Consider the following 15,401-nt stretch of genomic DNA (forward strand, 5'->3'; position numbering starts at 1 on the left):
GTCTGATTCACAAACGTCGTTAACGCCTCATTCACCATAAAGGCGCTTCATCAGAGGTCAGAAGGCTGCGCGAGTTCCGCAGCTTAGAGCCAAAACCGAGTTCCCCATGCCCCAGACTGCCATCGACCTCGTGCACCTCGCCCGCCAGACCGGTGGCGATGCCGAGCTGGAGCGCGAACTGCTGACGCTGTTCGCGCAGCAATGCGCCCGCCACTTACGCGCCATCCATGGCGGCGACGCCAATGTCCGCCGCGACGCCGCCCACACCCTGAAAGGGGCTGCCCGCGCCATCGGCGCCTGGCAGGTCGCGGAAGCCGCCGACCGGATCGAGCAGCAGCTCGGCCAGGCCGGCACGGCGCCGCGCGAGGACGCGCTGGACGCGCTGACGCTTGCAGCGGCCGAGGCGCGCGCGGTGATTTCGCGGCTCGACTGCGCGGCCTGACGCCGCAGCACGGAAGGCTGCGGGCAGTCGATATCGGCGTTTCGTCCGCCTTCGAAATCCTCTAGAGACGAACTGCCTGCAGGCTTTCGCTTGCGGGCGACGTTCCTCCGAACCTGCCCGTGCGCCGCCAAGGAAGCCCGGCCGGTTCCTCCCGACCGCGCCAGCCGCGCAGCCGCCGCAAGGCGCGCCGGAGTCCACGATGCCGAAGATCACTTACATCGACGCCCAGGGCACCAGCCGCACGGTCGAGGGCGAGACGGGTTCGACCGTGATGGAGGTCGCGGTGCGCAACGGCGTGCCGGGCATCGAGGCGGAATGCGGCGGAGCCTGCGCCTGCGCGACCTGCCATGTCTATGTCGACGAGGCCTGGGCCGAAAAGGCCGGCCATGCCGAGCCGATGGAAGAGGACATGCTGGACTTCGCCTTCGATGTCCGCCCGAACTCGCGCCTGTCCTGCCAGATCAGGGTGCGTGACGAACTCGATGGCTTGATCGTTCGCACGCCGGCTCGTCAGGGCTGAACTCCCGACAGCTTGTCTTCTACTCGGCTGGCGCCGTAGCCCGAGCGACCAGCGTCGTCTCATGGCCGGCGGCCGGATGGCGCGGCACCAGCAGCGACAGGCTGAGCGAGACCGTCGCCACCGCTGCCCCGATATAGAAGACGATCGCCGGATCTCGCAGCCAGATCAGGCCGAAGGTGATCGGCAGGAACACTGCGGCGATGTGGTTGATGGTGAAGGCCACCGCCGAGGTCGGCGCGATGTCGGCGGGGTCGGCGATCTTCTGGAAATAGGTACGCTGCGCCAGGACGAGCGTGAAGAAGACGCCGTCGATGACGAAGAGCCCGCCGGCGACGAGCGCGCCCGCTGTGCCGAATTGGCCGTGGCTGGCCAGCGCATAGCCGATGAAGACGGCGATCAGCGAGATGTTCTCGAGCTGGATCGTCGCGCGCTCGCCGACCTTGCCGACGAGGTTGCCGAGCAGCGGGCCGGCGAACATGTTGATGCCATAGGTCACCAGCAGCAGCGTCGCGGTCGCGGCGACGTCGTAGCCGAAGCGTTCGACCAGCAGGAAGCCGCCAAAGGCCATGAAGATCTGCCGGCGCGCGCCCGACATGAAGGTCAGCGCGTAATAGAGCCAGTAGCGCTTGCGCAGCACGAAGCCCTTGTTCTGCGGGACCACGCCCTGGAAACGCGGGAAGAGCAGCATGGCGGCGGCCGTCAGCGCCATGGTGACGAGGCCGGCGCCGAGGAAGACATGGGCATAGCTCGGCTGCCACAGGCGCCAGATCAACGCGATCGAGCCGAAGGCGATGAGCTGTGCCACTGCCGAGGCGCCGGCAATCTTGCCGAGCAGCCGCGGTGCCTCCGACTTCGGCAGCAGCTGTAATTGCAGCGACTGCTGCGCCGTCTCGTAATAATGGAAGCCGAGCGACATGATCATTGTCGTCAGCAGGAGCCCGCCGAGGCTGGGGAAGTAGCCGGTCAGTGCCACGCCGAGGCCGAGCGTCAGCAGGCTGAGATAGGCCAGCACCTGCTCGCGCATGATCCAGAACAGGATGATGGCGGTGAAGGCCAGGAAGCCGGGAATCTCGCGAACCGATTGCAGGATGCCGATGTCCTGCCCGGTGAAGCCCGCCGCTTCCTTGGCGAAGTTGTTGAGCAGCGCGCTCCAGCTGGCGTAGCCGAGCCAGTTGAGGAAGGCGAGCACCATCAGGAAGGCGGCCGGAGAGGCGAGCAGGCCCGTGCGTGACGGCGGAGAGGCGGCTTCGGTCATCGGTCCACCCGAAAAAGAGTGCACGGCGCAGGCACGGCGGCGGACTGTCGGGTTCCCGGGCGCCGCCGTCAAATGCCGCCGGCTTCTGGCGAGCATGCGCTGGCCTGATTGATCGATCGCAAGGACGGCGGCCCGCCATCGCGCGAGAATCGCGTTGTTGGAGCCTCTCGCGACGACGCGACGCTCTTCCCTTCGGGGATTGTGCTCCGACATAGTGTGAAGGCGTCGGTGCCGATCGTTCGACCATGCCTGGCCGGGCGGGCCACGCCGGAGGAGGATGCGATGTACAAATCGATTCTGGTGCCCGTCGATCTTGCCGAAGCCGAATTGGCAGCCCCTGCCATTGCTGCGGCGGAGTCATTTGCCACCGCATCCGATGGCACGATCAGGCTGGTCTTCGTGCGTTCACTTGTGCCGATCACCTATATGGAATTCGTGCCGGCCGACTTCGACGCGGGTCAACAGTCTGAATCCGAGGCGAAGCTCGCCGAAATCGCCGCCAAGGTGAACCTGCCGGCAGAGCGCGTCTCGGCCAAGGTCCTGGTCGGCTCTGTCCATGGTGAGGTGCTGGCCGAGGCCGATGCCAGCGGCGCCGACCTGATCGTCATCGGCTCGCACGAGCCCGGCATACTGGCCTATGTGATCGGTTCGAACGCCTCGACCATCGTGCGGCGGGCGAAATGCTCGGTGCTGGTGGTCAGGTAGCGGGCTTTCCGCTCGACCGGGGCAACCGGAACTCCCTGCGCTCATGTATCGAGCCCGCTCGAAACAGCAAACCGCGCCTGTTGGGCCGAAAGCGCTTCTGAACGTTGGAACCTGCCGGCGTTGCAGCCGTTGAAGTCTTGCGCTGCAACTCGGGAGGACATCGTGAGCATTCTTTGGACCATTATCGTCGGCTTCGTAGCGGGTGTCGTTGCCAAGTTCCTGATGCCCGGATCGAATGAGCCCGCGGGGTTTGTGCTGACGACGATCCTGGGAATCGTCGGAGCCTTCGTGGCGTCCTATCTCGGGCAGGCGCTAGGTTGGTACGCGCCCGGAGAGGGGGCAGGAATCATCGGGGCCATCGTCGGGGCGGTCATTGTCCTGGTGGTGTGGGCGTTTCTCTCGAAGCGCGGAAACGCCGTCTAGAGGCCGTTCCGATCAGGTTGTTTCAGTTTGAGCCGATCCGGCTCCAGGCCTGCTAGTCAGCCCATTTTCAACCGCAGGAGACACATATGAGCGAGAGCCGCCTGCCGTCCATGACGGCCCTTCTCGGTTTGCTGGCTGTCGCCGGCTATCAGAACAGGGACAAGATCGCAGAATGGTTGGGGAGCGCCAAAGAGCCGGGGCGCCCGACTGCGCCATCGTCCGACATGCCTCCGGAAGCGGGCGGCATCCTGGGCGGCGCGCTCGGAGCCGGCGGGATCGGCGGCCTGCTGAATGGTGGGCTGGGTGAGCTCCTCGATCGTTTCAAACAGGCCGGCCAAGCTGACAAGGCTGATTCCTGGGTGCGGCAGGGACCAAATCAGGAGGTCGCGCCGCAGGAATTCGAAACTGCCATCGGTCCCGACGTCATCGATGCCTTGGTTCGGCAGACAGGGCTCTCGAAGGAGGAACTGCTGTCGCGTCTGTCGCAACGGGTTCCCGAGGCTGTCGACCGTTATACGCCGGAAGGCCGGCTCGGCGCGGCTGGCGCCTGAACCAGCATCCTGGCCGCCCGCACGATCAACTTTGCGGCGGGCGGCCGGGGACGAGGTCGTCAGGAACCTCGCCGCTCGCAAGGTCCCGCGGCCGGTTGAGCCTGATCATCGGCCAGACCTGCCAGAACGAGGCGGCCGCGAGCACAACTCCGAGACCCGCAGCAGCGGTAGCGCCCTGCTCGAAAGCGCGCAGGCTGAAAAAGGTCAGCATGATCATCGCGCCGCCGCCGGCGAGCGCCAGCGCCAGCCAGAGCAGATAGGGCTTGCCGGCGAGGAAGCGCGCTTTTGGATTGGCACGCACGATTGCGGCAGACAGGGCCGTGACGAAAGCGTGGTAGCGCGCATCGTCGCGGTCGATGTCGGTCAGTGAACGCCAGGACAGATTGCCGAAGGTGATCGTCTTGCCGTCACTCAGCCGCAGCCGGGTTCGAAAGCCCTTCGACGAGACGTTGCTGGGCGCATAGATGAAGCGCACCTGCTCGACCGCGGACAGCCTGACCTGATCGACCTTGCGGGTCGAATCGATCTCCAACACGTCGCCTTTCAGCCGATAGGCGATTTCGAAGCCGATCGGTTTCGGGCGCTGGCGCCATGAGGGGAGGGGTGCGTCATCGGCATGCATGGCCGCGAGGCTTAGCGGGTCCGCCCCGGTTCGGCTAGCTGCCGCACCGATTCGGCGCGTCCGAGCGGCGTGCTATATTTTCCAGCCGGGAAAGCGGTCGGGGCGCAACCAATCCTGTTCGGGATCGCCGTGGCCGGACAGCACTGCCTCGACCAGCCAGCGCGCGGTCGCCGGTGCCGCGTGCATGCCGATGGAACCGAGCCCACCATGGACGAAAAGCCCCTCGACCGCCGTCCGGCCCGCGACCGGCAGGCCATCGGGGAGCATCGGCCGGTTGCCGGGATAGACGTTCTTGACCGGCGGGGTTCCAAGGCCGGGCAACATGCGTAGTGTCCGCTTGGCGATCCTGCTCGGCATGTCGGTATTGCGTAGAAGATCGCGGAAGGCGGGTTGGAGCGAGGCTCCGAGGCGTGCATCGCCGCCTCGCATCGGATTCAGGCAGATGGCTTCCACCATCGGCCGGTCGTCACGTTGATCTGCGACATCGGCGAGACCGGAGAGATCCATCCTTCTGCCGAGTTCCTCCTGGCCCGGCCAGGTCAGTTCCTCGACGATCCATGGCAGTTCGAAGTCGAGCTTGCCGAGTTGGATCAGCCAGCCGCGACCGGCGATGAAAGGTAGGCCGGGAAGTGGCCCATCACCCACGGTCCGCCGGAGCAGATCCGACATCCATAGGCCGTTGGCGATGAAAACGAGATCGGCGGGGATGATCCCTTGGTCACTAAGGACGCCCTGCACTTTCCCGCCCCGGGAATGGATTTGGGCGATGCGCAGGCCGGTCCGGATGGTGGCCCCCGCCTCGCGAGCAGCGTGCGCGAAGGCGTGCGTCGCGCCCATCGGCTCCAGCGTCCAGGCGCGGTCGACCGAGTAGGCCCCAGCCACCTTGAACCCGATCCGCGGATAGTCTCGCGCCAGCTCCGCTCCCGACAGCTTCTCCATCTCCACGCCGGCCTCGCGATAGCGCTCGGCGATCGACGCAGCCTGCTCGAAGCTGGCCTCGTCCTCGGAGATGAGCAGATGCCCCACACGGCCGAACTCGAACGGCACCGGCCCGTCGGCGAGTTCCGCATAGATCCCGGCGCAGGCGTCGAGCAGTTCGACCACTTGTCTCTCCGGTCCGCTGAGAAGGGTTCCTGTATTCCGCCCGGAGGACTCGGCTGCGATCATGCTCTGTTCGATCACGACCGTCTTCACACTCCGCCTCGCGAGTTCGTAGGCGAGGGTGCAACCCGCAATCCCGCCGCCGATGACCACGGCGTCCATCGGTCGCGTGACATGTGGCATGGCGCTGACTCCGTTTGTTTTCGTATACAAGTATCCTCGTATACGAGGATACCTATATCCCAGAAAGCCTACCTCTGCTAGAGCTGTCGAGTGAATCGGGGGGTCGCTTGCTGGAATTGGCCGGCCTGAAGCAAAAGCCGCAAACCGTGGCCGAGCAGGTCGCGAGCGTTCTGCGTGAAGCCATCGCGGACGGAAGCCTGGTGGCGGGCACTGTGCTGCGTCAGGATGATCTGGCGGAGCAGTTCGGCTTCAGCCGGATGCCTGTGCGCGACGCACTTCGCCAGCTGGAGGCCGAGGGGATCGTCTCTGTCCATCCGACCAAAGGCGCTCATGTCGCCGCGATGGATGGCCTTGAGATTGCGGAAATATATGCGTTACGCGAAATCCTCGAATGCGAGGCACTGCGACTTTCGGTTCTCGCCATCGCGGATGAGAAGCTCGACGAGGCCGACCATGTGCTGAGGCAAATCGATGCCGAGCCGAATGTCGGCCGATGGGGAGCCTTGAACCGGACCTTCCACCTCATCCTGTACAGCGCCTGCGGAAACGGCCGGCTACTTGGCCTGATCGAGGCGCATCACAATGCCGCTGACCGCTATGTCCGCATCTTGCTGTCGAACCTGGACTATCGCAGCCGGTCGCAGGCTGAGCACCGGGACCTGCTCGCGGCCTGCCGACAGCGCGACGAGGGCAGGGCGGTTCATATCCTGCGGCAGCATCTGGTCGAAGGCAGTCAGACACTCGTTGCTGCCATCGCGGGGCGTGCCGGGCTGCCCAAGAGGTGAGGGTGGTAGGAGGCGCCACCTATGAGAAGCGCGTGCCTACCGCGTCAGCGCCTTCATCGCACCGTCGAGGCCGTCGAGCGTCAGCGGGAACATCCGCCCCTCCATCAGCCCACCGATCTGGCGGATCGACTGGGTATAGCCCCAGAGATGCTGTTGCACGGGATTGAGCCAGACCGATTTCGGGAAGCGCCCGGTCAGGCGCCGCATCCAGACCTCGCCAGGTTCCTCGTTCCAGTGCTCGACCGAGCCGCCCGGCATCGCGATCTCATAGGAGCTCATCGAGGCGTCGCCAACGAAGACGAGCCGGTAATCGGCCGGATAGGTGCGCAGCACGTCGAAGGTCGAAATGACCTGGTCGTGGCGGCGCCGGTTCTCCTTCCAGACCCGTTCATAGGGGCAGTTGTGGAAGTAGAAATGCTCGAAATGCTTGAACTCGGCCCGTGCCGCCGAGAACAGCTCCTCGGCCAGCTCGATATGCCAATCCATCGAGCCGCCGACGTCGAGGAAGAGCAGCACCTTCACCGCGTTGTGCCGCTCCGGCCGTAGCTTGACGTCGAGATAGCCGTGCTTGGCGGTCTCGGTGATGGTCTGGTCGAGGTCGAGTTCTTCGGCAGCGCCGGTGCGGGCGAATTTGCGCAGGCGGCGCAGCGCGATGCGCAGATTGCGCACGCCGAGCTCGCGCGTGTCGTCGAAATCCTTGAACTCGCGCTTGTCCCAGACCTTCACCGCCCGAAAATTGCGGTTCTTGTCCTGACCGATGCGTACGCCTTCGGGATTGTAGCCATAGGCGCCATAGGGCGAGGTGCCGGCGGTGCCGATCCATTTCGAGCCGCCCTGATGGCGGCCCTTCTGCTCGGCGAGGCGCTGCTTGAGTGTCTCGAGCAGCTTGTCCCAGCCGAGCGCCTCGATCTGGGACTTCTCCTCGTCGGTGAGGAATTTCTCGGCGAGCTTGCGCAGCCACTCTTCGGGAATGCCGGCCTGCTCGAACGCCTCGCCCAGTGTCTCCATGCCCTTGAAGACTTCGGCGAAGACCCGGTCGAAACGGTCGAGATGACGCTCATCCTTCACCAGGCAGGTGCGGGCGAGATAGTAGAATTCGTCGACCCGATATTCAGCGAGATCAGCTTCGACGCCTTCGAGCAGCGCAAGATACTCGCGCAAGGTGACCGGGACCTTGGCAGCGCGCAGATCGGTGAAGAGGCGAAGGAACATCGCGCTACTGTGGCCAGTGGCGCCTCGGGGTCAAGCTGCGGCGGCCTGAAGCCCGTTCCGGTCGGCATGCGATGCAAGCCGAGCGGCCAAGTCGTCCATCAAAAGTAAGAGCCGGATCCGATCAGATTAAATTCGATCTGATCGGATCCGGCTCCGGTCCATCAAGGCTCAGGCGACGGCGTCGGCCAGATCCTTGGTGACCTTGAACTTCACAACCGTCTTGGCCGGGACCTTGATCGTCGCGCCGGTCGACGGGTTGCGGGCCTCGCGGGCTTCGCGCTTAGAGGCGGCGAGCTTGCCGATGCCGCCGAGCGTGACGTCGCCGCCGGACTTCAGGGTCTTGGCGACAACGCCGGCGAGCGAGCCGAGAATGGCCGAGACATCGGTCTTGGTCTTGCCCGTCTCATCCGCAATCGCGGCGATCAGTTCGTTCTTGGTCATAAAAACCTCCTGAGACCAATCATGTTTAAATTGACGCCGTGCCGAGCCCCGGAGGGTTCCGACACGTCGCGGCGAATCGACGCAATCGCGCACGAGCCCGCCATTTGACACGCTTGCCGCCGGAACACGACGGCAGCGACCGTACATACGCACAGTAATTGGCTTCGTTCCTGTCAAAAGCCGCGAAATTGGGGCGGTTTTCACCAGCTTTGTGGAGCGATTGACAAGTTCCCTCGAATTATTTGAAGCTTGAAATAATTCAGGGGGGCAGAACACGGCATGAAGGCCATCATCATCGGCGGCGGCATGGGGGGCTGTCACTGGCCCTGATGCTGCATGCGCGCGGCATCGCCGCGACCGTCTACGAGCAGGCGAGCGAGATCCGCGAGGTCGGCGTCGGTATCAATACGTTGCCGCATGCCATTCGCGAATTGGCCGAGCTGGGCCTGCTGCCCGCGCTCGATGCGGTGGCGATCCGCACACGCGAACTGATCTACATGAACCGCTTCGGCCAGACCGTCTGGCGCGAGTTGCGCGGCCTGCACGCCGGCGCACCAGTTCCGCAATTCTCGATCCATCGCGGCCGGCTGCAGGGTGTGATTCGCGACGCCGTGATCGAGCGCCTCGGCCCGGATGCGATCCGTACCGGCCGGCGTTTGCAAGGCTTCCTGCAGGACGAGGGCGGCGTGACCGCGCATTTCGTCGACGCCAAATTGGGCGAGGTTGGCGAGACGGCGCGCGCCGATATCCTGATCGGCGCCGACGGCATCCATTCGACGGTGCGAGCCCATTATTTCTCGGACCAGGGCGCGCCACGCTGGAACGGTGTCCAGATGTGGCGGGGCGCTTGCGACTGGCCGGCCTTCCTCGACGGCGAGAGCATGATCATCGCCGGCGGCATGGCCGGCAAGCTGGTGCTCTACCCGATCGCCGAGGGCAAAAAGCCCGGGACGCGCCTGACCAACTGGGTCGTCAACGTCCGCACCGGCGATCCCTTGAAGCCGCCGCCGAAGGAAGCCTGGTCGAAGGCCGGCCGGTTGGAAGATGTGCTGCCCTTCGCCCGGCGCTTCACCGTGCCAGGCGTCGATATCCTCGCTTTGATCCAGGCGAGCGGCACCTTCTGGGAATATCCGATGTGCGACCGCGATCCGCTGCCGCGCTGGACGCACGGCCGGGTGACGCTGCTCGGCGACGCTGCCCACCCGATGTATCCGGTCGGCTCCAACGGCGCCTCGCAGGCGATCTTGGATGCGCGCTGCCTGGCCGATCTCATGGTCAAGGCCGAGCATCCGCGTCATGCACTCGCGGCCTATGAGGCGCAGCGTCTGCCGGCGACGGCCGAGATCGTCGCGATGAACCGGGCCGGCGGACCCGAGCGCGTCATCGATGCCGTCGAGGCGCTGGCGCCCAACGGCTTCGACGATGTCGAGCGGGTCCTGCCCTATGGCAAGCGCGAGCAGATCGTGAACGCCTATGCCGGCAAGGCGGGTTTCTCGGCGGCGCAGTTGGCGAAGCGCTGAGGCGGAACTCAGCGCTGTTCGGCCCGCATCAGCGGTGCGATCCGGTCGATCCGGTTGGTCCAGATCCCGGGAATCGGCCGGTCGAGGGCAGCCAAATCCTCGGCCCGGTCGACCCCGGCTGAACCGTCACCGCCGAGCAGCGGGCCGGCGACGATGACCTCGCTGCCGGCGTCGCGCAAGCGGGCCGTGAACCGCGCCGGCCAGCCCCAGATCCAGCGTGTGTAGTTGGACGGGATCAGCAGCAACTGCCGCTCGCAGGATTGCGGGGTCAGCCCCGCCCAGCCCAGCGCGAGGTGGTGGATCAGGCAGCTTTTTTCTGCCGCTTTGGACATGGTGCGCAGGGTCGGAATGCGTTGACGCAGCGCCGCGATCGGCCGGTCCCCGCCATAGGCCATCAGCAAGGTGAGCTGCGCCGGAGGGAGCTTCAGGAGGCGTTCGGCGAGCAGTTCGCCCTCGCGCGGATCGTTGCTCTTGATGTTGATAAGCAGACGCTGGTCGGGAAATCGCGCCAGCACCTCGTCCAGCGAGGGCATAAGGCCGATCCCCTTGCCGCGGAAGGGATAGGTCTTGCCACCATCCGCCGTATAGCCATGGCCGATGTCGAGCGTTTTGAGCTCAGTGAGCGTCTTCTCGCGGGTGACGCCCGTCCCGTTCGTCCGGCAGTCCAGCGTCCAGTCGTGGATCACGGCGAACTGGCCATCGATGGTCGGATGGATATCGAACTCGACGATGTCGGCGCTCGCGGCGAAGGCCGCCTCCATCGAGGCGAGGGTGTTCTCGAGATAGGGGTGTTCGGGCGGATTGATGCGGCTCGCCGTGCAGGTCGTGTCAATGACGCCGCTCGAGGGGTAGGTCTGTGCCAGCCCGCGATGCGCCAGCAGGACCGGGCGCTCCGTTGAGGCCGAGGCCAGGAGCGAGGTGTTTTGCACGAAGGCAGTGAGGCCTAAAGCCGCGGCCACAGCGCCGGCTGCGAGCCAGAATCGTTTCATCGCTATCCCCTCGAAACGGGGCGCGATCTCGGCGGCGCAAGCCGGCGAAATTCAGCCGGAAATCAGGCGCCTTCGGTCAGCTCGACGATGCGCGCTTTGAGCGCCGCGTTTTCCTGTTCGAGCCGGCGCAGGCGCCGCACCAGGTCGAGCGGAACAGGCGCTTCGTCCTGTTTTGCGGCAGCGGCGAAGGCAACGCCGATGCGCTCGCTGTCACGCCAGCGGGTGTGCACCATCCGGCTCTCGCGCTTGAGCGGGAGATAGAGCTCGAACAGATCGGGCACGGCGACGCTTGCCGGGAAAACCAGCAGCGCTCCGTCTTCCGACAGGTTTCTGACCGTGCAGTCCAGCGTCGATTGCCGCTGGTTGAAGATGACCTTGCCGCCGATTAGCGTCCGGTTGCGTGCGGAGCGGCGGCGTTCGGAGAGAATGGTCGCAGTGGGCATGGCCCTGGCCTTGTTCTAGCTCAGGTTGAAACAATGCCCGGAAATGCTCTTGGTTGCAGCAGTAAGCTTTGCTTAACCTTAACTGCGCCGCGACACGCTCAGGCCCCTTCGGGCGGCGGCGGCAGGAAATCGATCTCGTAGCGTGCCGCGAGGGCGACGACCTCGGCCGGGTTCTGCTCCTTCATCGAATGGATCGCCCAGAACAGGTCGTAGAGCCGGCCGGTCGGCGCGACCCAGAACAGGCACTTCACGGCTGAATCGCTCTTATTGAACAGCCCGTGCGGGATGTTGCGCGGCAGCTTGATCAGGTCGCCGGGCAGGGCATGCGACTCCTGGCCGTCGAGCACGAGGTCGAGCCGGCCCTCGAGCATGTAGATGAACTCGTCCTGGGCCGGATGGATGTGCGGCGGCACGAAGGTGCCGGGCGGGAAGGTGGCGTGCCAGGAGAAGCTGTCCTCGCTCAGCATCTTCGGCACATAGGTCTGGCCGAGGATGTTCCAGGAGATCGCGTCGATCCCCTCATTGGCCTTGGTCACGCCAGCAGTGAGCGGTTTCATCGTCGTCTCCTTCTCAAAGATGCAGGAAGCGGTCCTTGACCGCGCTGTCGCTGCGCAGATCGTCGCTGGTCCCGCGCCAGGCGACGCGGCCCTTCTCCAGCACGACATGCCGGTCGGCGATCTTTGCCAATGCGTCGACGTTCTTGTCGATCACCAGGATCGACTCGCCCTCGGCCTTCAGCGCCGACAGGCAGGACCAGATCTCCTGCCGGATGATCGGCGCAAGGCCCTCGGTCGCCTCGTCGAGGATGACGAGCTTGGGATTGGTCATCAGCGCCCGGCCGATCGCCAGCATCTGCTGCTCGCCGCCGGAAAGCTGGTTGCCGCGATTGGCCTTGCGTTCTTTCAGCCGCGGCAGAAAGGCGTAGACGCGCTCCAGCGTCCAGCGCGGTGTCCCGAAGCGGCTGGCGGCGGTGGCGATCAGGTTCTCCTCGACCGAGAGCGTCGGGAAGACCTGCCGTCCCTCTGGGACGAGGCCGATCCCGGCCTGTGCCAGCCGGAACGGTGCGCTGCCGGTGAGGTCGACGCCCCCGAAGCTGACACGGCCGGAGCGGGGCCGGATCAACCCCATGATGGCGCGCACCGTCGTGGTTTTGCCCATGCCGTTGCGGCCGAGCAGGGTCACGACCTCGCCGGCGCCGACCGCAAGATCGACGCCAAACAGGATCTGCGCCTCGCCATAACCGGCTTGGAGAGCCTCGACAGTCAGCATGGTGCGTGCTCGTTCTCTGTCATTCCGGGGCGCGCAGCGAACCCGGAACCCATGATCGGGCGAGCGCGATCGTTCATGGTTGTCATGGTCTCACCCGGTCGTGGGTTCCGGGTTCTTCGCAGCGCGAAGCCCCGGAATGACAAGGGGTGACGTTCGTCGGTCATTACCCCTCCTCGCCGAGATAGGCTTCGCGCACGGCAGCGTCGGCGCGGACGGCGGTCGGATCGCCGGACGCAATGACGCGGCCATAGACGAGGACGGTGACCGTGTCGGCCAGCGCGAACACGGCTTCCATGTCGTGCTCGACCAGCAGCATGGCGTAGCGCCCCTTCAGGCTCCTGAGCAGGCCGATCAGCCGCTCGCCTTCCTCCTTGCCGACGCCGGCGAGCGGCTCGTCGAGCAGGATCGCCGCCGGCTCCAGCGCCAGTGCCATGGCGATCTCCAGCGCCCGCTTCTCGCCATGCGACAGGCTGCCGGCGGGAACATGGGCGCGTTCGCCAAGGCCGACAGCATCTAGCGCGGCGCGGGCAGGGCGGTTGAGGCGCTCGTCGCTGGCGGCATTGCGAAAGAAGGAGAGCGGATGCGTCGCCTTCGCCTGCACGCCGAGCGCGACATTCTCCAGCGCCGAGAGCGAGGCGATGGTCGAGGTGATCTGGAAGGTCCGCGCCAGGCCGTGGCGGGCGCGCTTCTCGGCATTGAACGCCGTCACGTCCTCGCCGCGGAAACGGATGGTGCCGGCATCGGGCGTCAGCATGCCGGAGATCTGATGGACCAGCGTGGTCTTGCCGGCGCCGTTCGGGCCGATCAGCGCGTGCAATTCGCCCGGCGCTACGGCGAGACTGACGCCATCGGTCACCTTCAGCGCGCCGAAGGATTTGCGCACACCATCGAGGACGAGGACCGGCTCAGCCATGACGCGAGCCCAGCTTGCGCAGCATCCCGACGATGCCGCCGCGGGTGAACAGCACGAACAGGATGATCATGGGCCCGAAGATGACGCGCCAGTGCTCGGTCAGGTGCGAAAGTGCATCCTCGGCGATCAGATAGGCGACAGCGCCGATGATCGCGCCGTGCAGCGAGCCGACACCGCCGAGCACCGCCATGAAGATCAGTTCGCCCGAGCGCTGCCAGGACATGAAAGCCGGGCTGACGAATTCGGTGTGATTGGCGAGGAAGAAGCCGGAGAGCCCGGCCAGCATGCCGCTGATCACATAGGCGATGAGGCGCACGCGGGTGACGTCGAAGCCGGTGACGCTGACGCGGACCGGGTTCTCGCGCGCTGCCCTGAGCACTCGGCCGAAGCGCGAGGCGACGAGCCCGCGCACCAGGAGATAGGCACCGCCGAGCGCGATGAGCACCGTGTAATAGAACGAGGTCCGGTTCGCGAACGGGTTGAAGCCGAGCAGCGTGCTCTTCTCGTAGAGCGTCAGCCCGTCATCGCCGCCATAGGCCGAGAGCGCCTGCGCCAGGAAATAGACCATCTGGCCGAAGGCGAGGGTGATCATGATGAAGGCGACGCCGCGCGTGCGCAGGCAGATCGCGCCGGTGATCGCGCCGAAGAATGCGCAGACGACGAGGATCACCGGCAGGATCACGAGCGCCTCGCTCTTGCCCTCTGTGATCATGATGCCGGTGACATAGGCACCGATGCCGAGGAAGGCGGCGTGGCCGAAGGAGACCAGGCCGCCGACGCCGAGGATCAGGTCGAGCGAGAGCGCAGCGATGGCGAAGATCAGCGCCCGCGTCAGCAAAGCAAGCCAGCCGGCCGGCATGCCGAGCGAGACGGCGAGCGGTATCAGTGCCAGCAGCAGGAACAGGATGGCTGGCAGCAGCACTTTGGCGCGCTCGCGTGGCGGTGCGACGTTGCTGACCTCGGCCATGGCGGGCGCAGCGCTCATGTCCGGCCTCGCGCCGGCAGCAACCCTTCCGGCCGCACGAACAGCACCACAGCCATCAGGAGATAGATCAGCATCGAGGACAGTGCCGCACCGGTCGCCCGCGCCGAGGGGGCGCTCATCAACAGCCTGAGCAGGTCGTTCATGAAGGAACGGCCGAGCGTGTCGACCAGGCCGACGATCAGCGCCGCGACGAAGGCGCCGCGGATCGAGCCGATGCCGCCGATGACGATGACGACGAAGGCGAGGATCAGGACGGTGTCGCCCATGCCGGGCTCGACCGAGAGGATCGGCGCCGCCATCGCCCCGGCGAAGCCCGCCAGCATCGTGCCGAAGGCGAAGACGATCATGAACAGCTTGCGGATGTCGACGCCGAGCGCCGAGACCATCGGCGCATTGGAGGCGCCGGCGCGCAGCAGCATGCCGGTCCGCGTCTTCTCGACGATGAACCAGAGCAGGGCGCCGACGCCAAGCCCCGCGCCGATCAGGGCGAAGCGATAGGTGGGGTACAGGATGCCGTCCATCAGCGCGACATTGCCGGTCAGGAACGCCGGCAGCGGCACGGAGAGGGGAGCGGCCCCCAGACCATCTTGACGCCCTGGTTGAGCAGCAGGATCAGCCCGAAGGTCGCCAGCACCTGGTCGAGGTGGTCGCGCTCGTAGAGATGGCGGAAGACCAGGAATTCGAGCGCGAGGCCGAAGACCAGTGCCGCCGCCAATGCCAGCACGAGCCCGAGCACGAAGGAGCCGGTCAGCGCGACGAAGGTCACCGCCAGATAGGCGCCGAGCATGTACTGCACGCCGTGCGCCAGGTTGATGAAGTCCATCACGCCGAAGACCAGCGTCAGCCCTGCCGCCACCAGGAACAGCAGGATGCCGAACTGCAGCCCGTTCAGGATCTGGACGATGAGGAGGCCGGTGGTCATTGCTGGTTCGCTATCGGCTGTCCGGAAAAAGCGCGGGGAACCCTCTCCTGTAAGGAGAGGGCAGGGTGAGGTGTAGGCCATCGGACCAGCGCCGCGAGCGCTGACCGTGTGGTCAGGTTC

Annotated in this window: 17 protein-coding genes and 2 pseudogenes; 7 read left to right on the plus strand and 12 right to left on the minus strand. The window is 65.6% G+C overall.

Going from position 1 to position 15,401, the window contains the following annotated elements:
• Window positions 1-106 precede the first annotated feature (106 nt).
• Together QO058_RS24925 and QO058_RS24930 are read left to right on the plus strand one after the other, a co-directional pair.
• A complete protein-coding gene (locus QO058_RS24925) occupies window positions 107-442 on the plus strand; it encodes an Hpt domain-containing protein (RefSeq protein ID WP_284168900.1) in 336 nt (111 codons plus the stop codon).
• A 199-nt stretch (window positions 443-641) separates the two neighbouring features.
• Complete coding sequence (locus QO058_RS24930) at window positions 642-962, plus strand: 2Fe-2S iron-sulfur cluster-binding protein (RefSeq protein WP_110490771.1); 321 nt, start codon at window positions 642-644, stop codon at window positions 960-962.
• A gap of 19 nt (window positions 963-981) precedes the next feature.
• Here the strand turns inward: QO058_RS24930 and QO058_RS24935 are convergent, their stop codons facing one another.
• Window positions 982-2,217 (minus strand): MFS transporter, encoded by a 1,236-nt coding sequence (locus QO058_RS24935; protein WP_284168901.1) that lies wholly within the window; start codon window positions 2,215-2,217, stop codon window positions 982-984.
• A 108-nt stretch (window positions 2,218-2,325) separates the two neighbouring features.
• Here QO058_RS24935 and QO058_RS24940 point away from each other — a divergent pair, with 108 nt between their 5' ends.
• The 3 genes from QO058_RS24940 (at window position 2,326) to QO058_RS24950 (ending at window position 3,896) form a co-directional block, all read left to right on the plus strand.
• The gene (locus tag QO058_RS24940) at window positions 2,326-2,922 is read left to right on the plus strand and encodes a universal stress protein (RefSeq protein WP_347975513.1); all 597 of its coding nucleotides are present in this window, start codon (window positions 2,326-2,328) and stop codon (window positions 2,920-2,922) included.
• A gap of 162 nt (window positions 2,923-3,084) precedes the next feature.
• Entirely contained in the window at window positions 3,085-3,345 is a 261-nt protein-coding gene (locus QO058_RS24945) for a GlsB/YeaQ/YmgE family stress response membrane protein (protein WP_284168902.1), read from the plus strand.
• A gap of 86 nt (window positions 3,346-3,431) precedes the next feature.
• Window positions 3,432-3,896, plus strand: a complete 465-nt coding sequence (locus tag QO058_RS24950) for a YidB family protein (RefSeq protein ID WP_284168903.1) — start codon at window positions 3,432-3,434, stop codon at window positions 3,894-3,896.
• A 25-nt stretch (window positions 3,897-3,921) separates the two neighbouring features.
• On the opposite strand, the gene QO058_RS24955 is transcribed toward QO058_RS24950, so the two are convergent.
• Together QO058_RS24955 and QO058_RS24960 are read right to left on the minus strand one after the other, a co-directional pair.
• A complete protein-coding gene (locus tag QO058_RS24955) occupies window positions 3,922-4,431 on the minus strand; it encodes a hypothetical protein (protein ID WP_284168904.1) in 510 nt (169 codons plus the stop codon).
• Between the two features lie 159 nt (window positions 4,432-4,590).
• Entirely contained in the window at window positions 4,591-5,781 is a 1,191-nt protein-coding gene (locus tag QO058_RS24960) for an NAD(P)/FAD-dependent oxidoreductase (RefSeq protein ID WP_284168905.1), read from the minus strand.
• 128 nt (window positions 5,782-5,909) lie between these two features.
• Here QO058_RS24960 and QO058_RS24965 point away from each other — a divergent pair, with 128 nt between their 5' ends.
• Window positions 5,910-6,587, plus strand: a complete 678-nt coding sequence (locus QO058_RS24965) for a GntR family transcriptional regulator (RefSeq protein WP_284168906.1) — start codon at window positions 5,910-5,912, stop codon at window positions 6,585-6,587.
• A 36-nt stretch (window positions 6,588-6,623) separates the two neighbouring features.
• Here QO058_RS24965 and QO058_RS24970 read toward each other — a convergent pair whose 3' ends face one another.
• Both QO058_RS24970 and QO058_RS24975 read right to left on the minus strand, forming a co-directional pair.
• The gene (locus tag QO058_RS24970) at window positions 6,624-7,799 is read right to left on the minus strand and encodes a vWA domain-containing protein (protein ID WP_284168907.1); all 1,176 of its coding nucleotides are present in this window, start codon (window positions 7,797-7,799) and stop codon (window positions 6,624-6,626) included.
• A 168-nt stretch (window positions 7,800-7,967) separates the two neighbouring features.
• Window positions 7,968-8,240, minus strand: coding sequence for an HU family DNA-binding protein (locus QO058_RS24975; protein WP_057190077.1), 273 nt, complete (start codon window positions 8,238-8,240; stop codon window positions 7,968-7,970).
• A gap of 279 nt (window positions 8,241-8,519) precedes the next feature.
• On the opposite strand from QO058_RS24975, the pseudogene QO058_RS24980 reads away from it, so the two are divergent.
• A pseudogene (locus QO058_RS24980) lies at window positions 8,520-9,760 on the plus strand (flavin-dependent oxidoreductase).
• Window positions 9,761-9,768: 8 nt separating this feature from the next.
• On the opposite strand, the gene QO058_RS24985 reads toward QO058_RS24980, so the two are convergent.
• The 7 genes and pseudogenes from QO058_RS24985 to QO058_RS25015 form a co-directional block, all read right to left on the minus strand.
• Window positions 9,769-10,749 (minus strand): glycerophosphodiester phosphodiesterase family protein, encoded by a 981-nt coding sequence (locus tag QO058_RS24985; RefSeq protein ID WP_284168908.1) that lies wholly within the window; start codon window positions 10,747-10,749, stop codon window positions 9,769-9,771.
• A gap of 62 nt (window positions 10,750-10,811) precedes the next feature.
• Entirely contained in the window at window positions 10,812-11,192 is a 381-nt protein-coding gene (locus QO058_RS24990) for a PilZ domain-containing protein (protein ID WP_284168909.1), read from the minus strand.
• A 98-nt stretch (window positions 11,193-11,290) separates the two neighbouring features.
• The gene (locus tag QO058_RS24995) at window positions 11,291-11,749 is read right to left on the minus strand and encodes a cupin domain-containing protein (RefSeq protein WP_284168910.1); all 459 of its coding nucleotides are present in this window, start codon (window positions 11,747-11,749) and stop codon (window positions 11,291-11,293) included.
• Window positions 11,750-11,762: 13 nt separating this feature from the next.
• Window positions 11,763-12,461 (minus strand): ABC transporter ATP-binding protein, encoded by a 699-nt coding sequence (locus QO058_RS25000; RefSeq protein ID WP_284168911.1) that lies wholly within the window; start codon window positions 12,459-12,461, stop codon window positions 11,763-11,765.
• A 163-nt stretch (window positions 12,462-12,624) separates the two neighbouring features.
• Window positions 12,625-13,374, minus strand: coding sequence for an ABC transporter ATP-binding protein (locus tag QO058_RS25005; RefSeq protein WP_284168912.1), 750 nt, complete (start codon window positions 13,372-13,374; stop codon window positions 12,625-12,627).
• A complete protein-coding gene (locus QO058_RS25010) occupies window positions 13,367-14,359 on the minus strand; it encodes a branched-chain amino acid ABC transporter permease (RefSeq protein ID WP_284168913.1) in 993 nt (330 codons plus the stop codon). The genes QO058_RS25005 and QO058_RS25010 overlap by 8 nt, the downstream gene beginning before the upstream one ends.
• A pseudogene (locus QO058_RS25015) lies at window positions 14,356-15,281 on the minus strand (branched-chain amino acid ABC transporter permease). Before QO058_RS25015 ends, QO058_RS25010 begins: the two are co-directional and overlap by 4 nt.
• Window positions 15,282-15,401 lie beyond the last annotated feature (120 nt).

Origin of the sequence: Bosea vestrisii, from assembly GCF_030144325.1 — a bacterium.
GTDB classification, from domain to species: domain Bacteria; phylum Pseudomonadota; class Alphaproteobacteria; order Rhizobiales; family Beijerinckiaceae; genus Allobosea; species Allobosea vestrisii_A.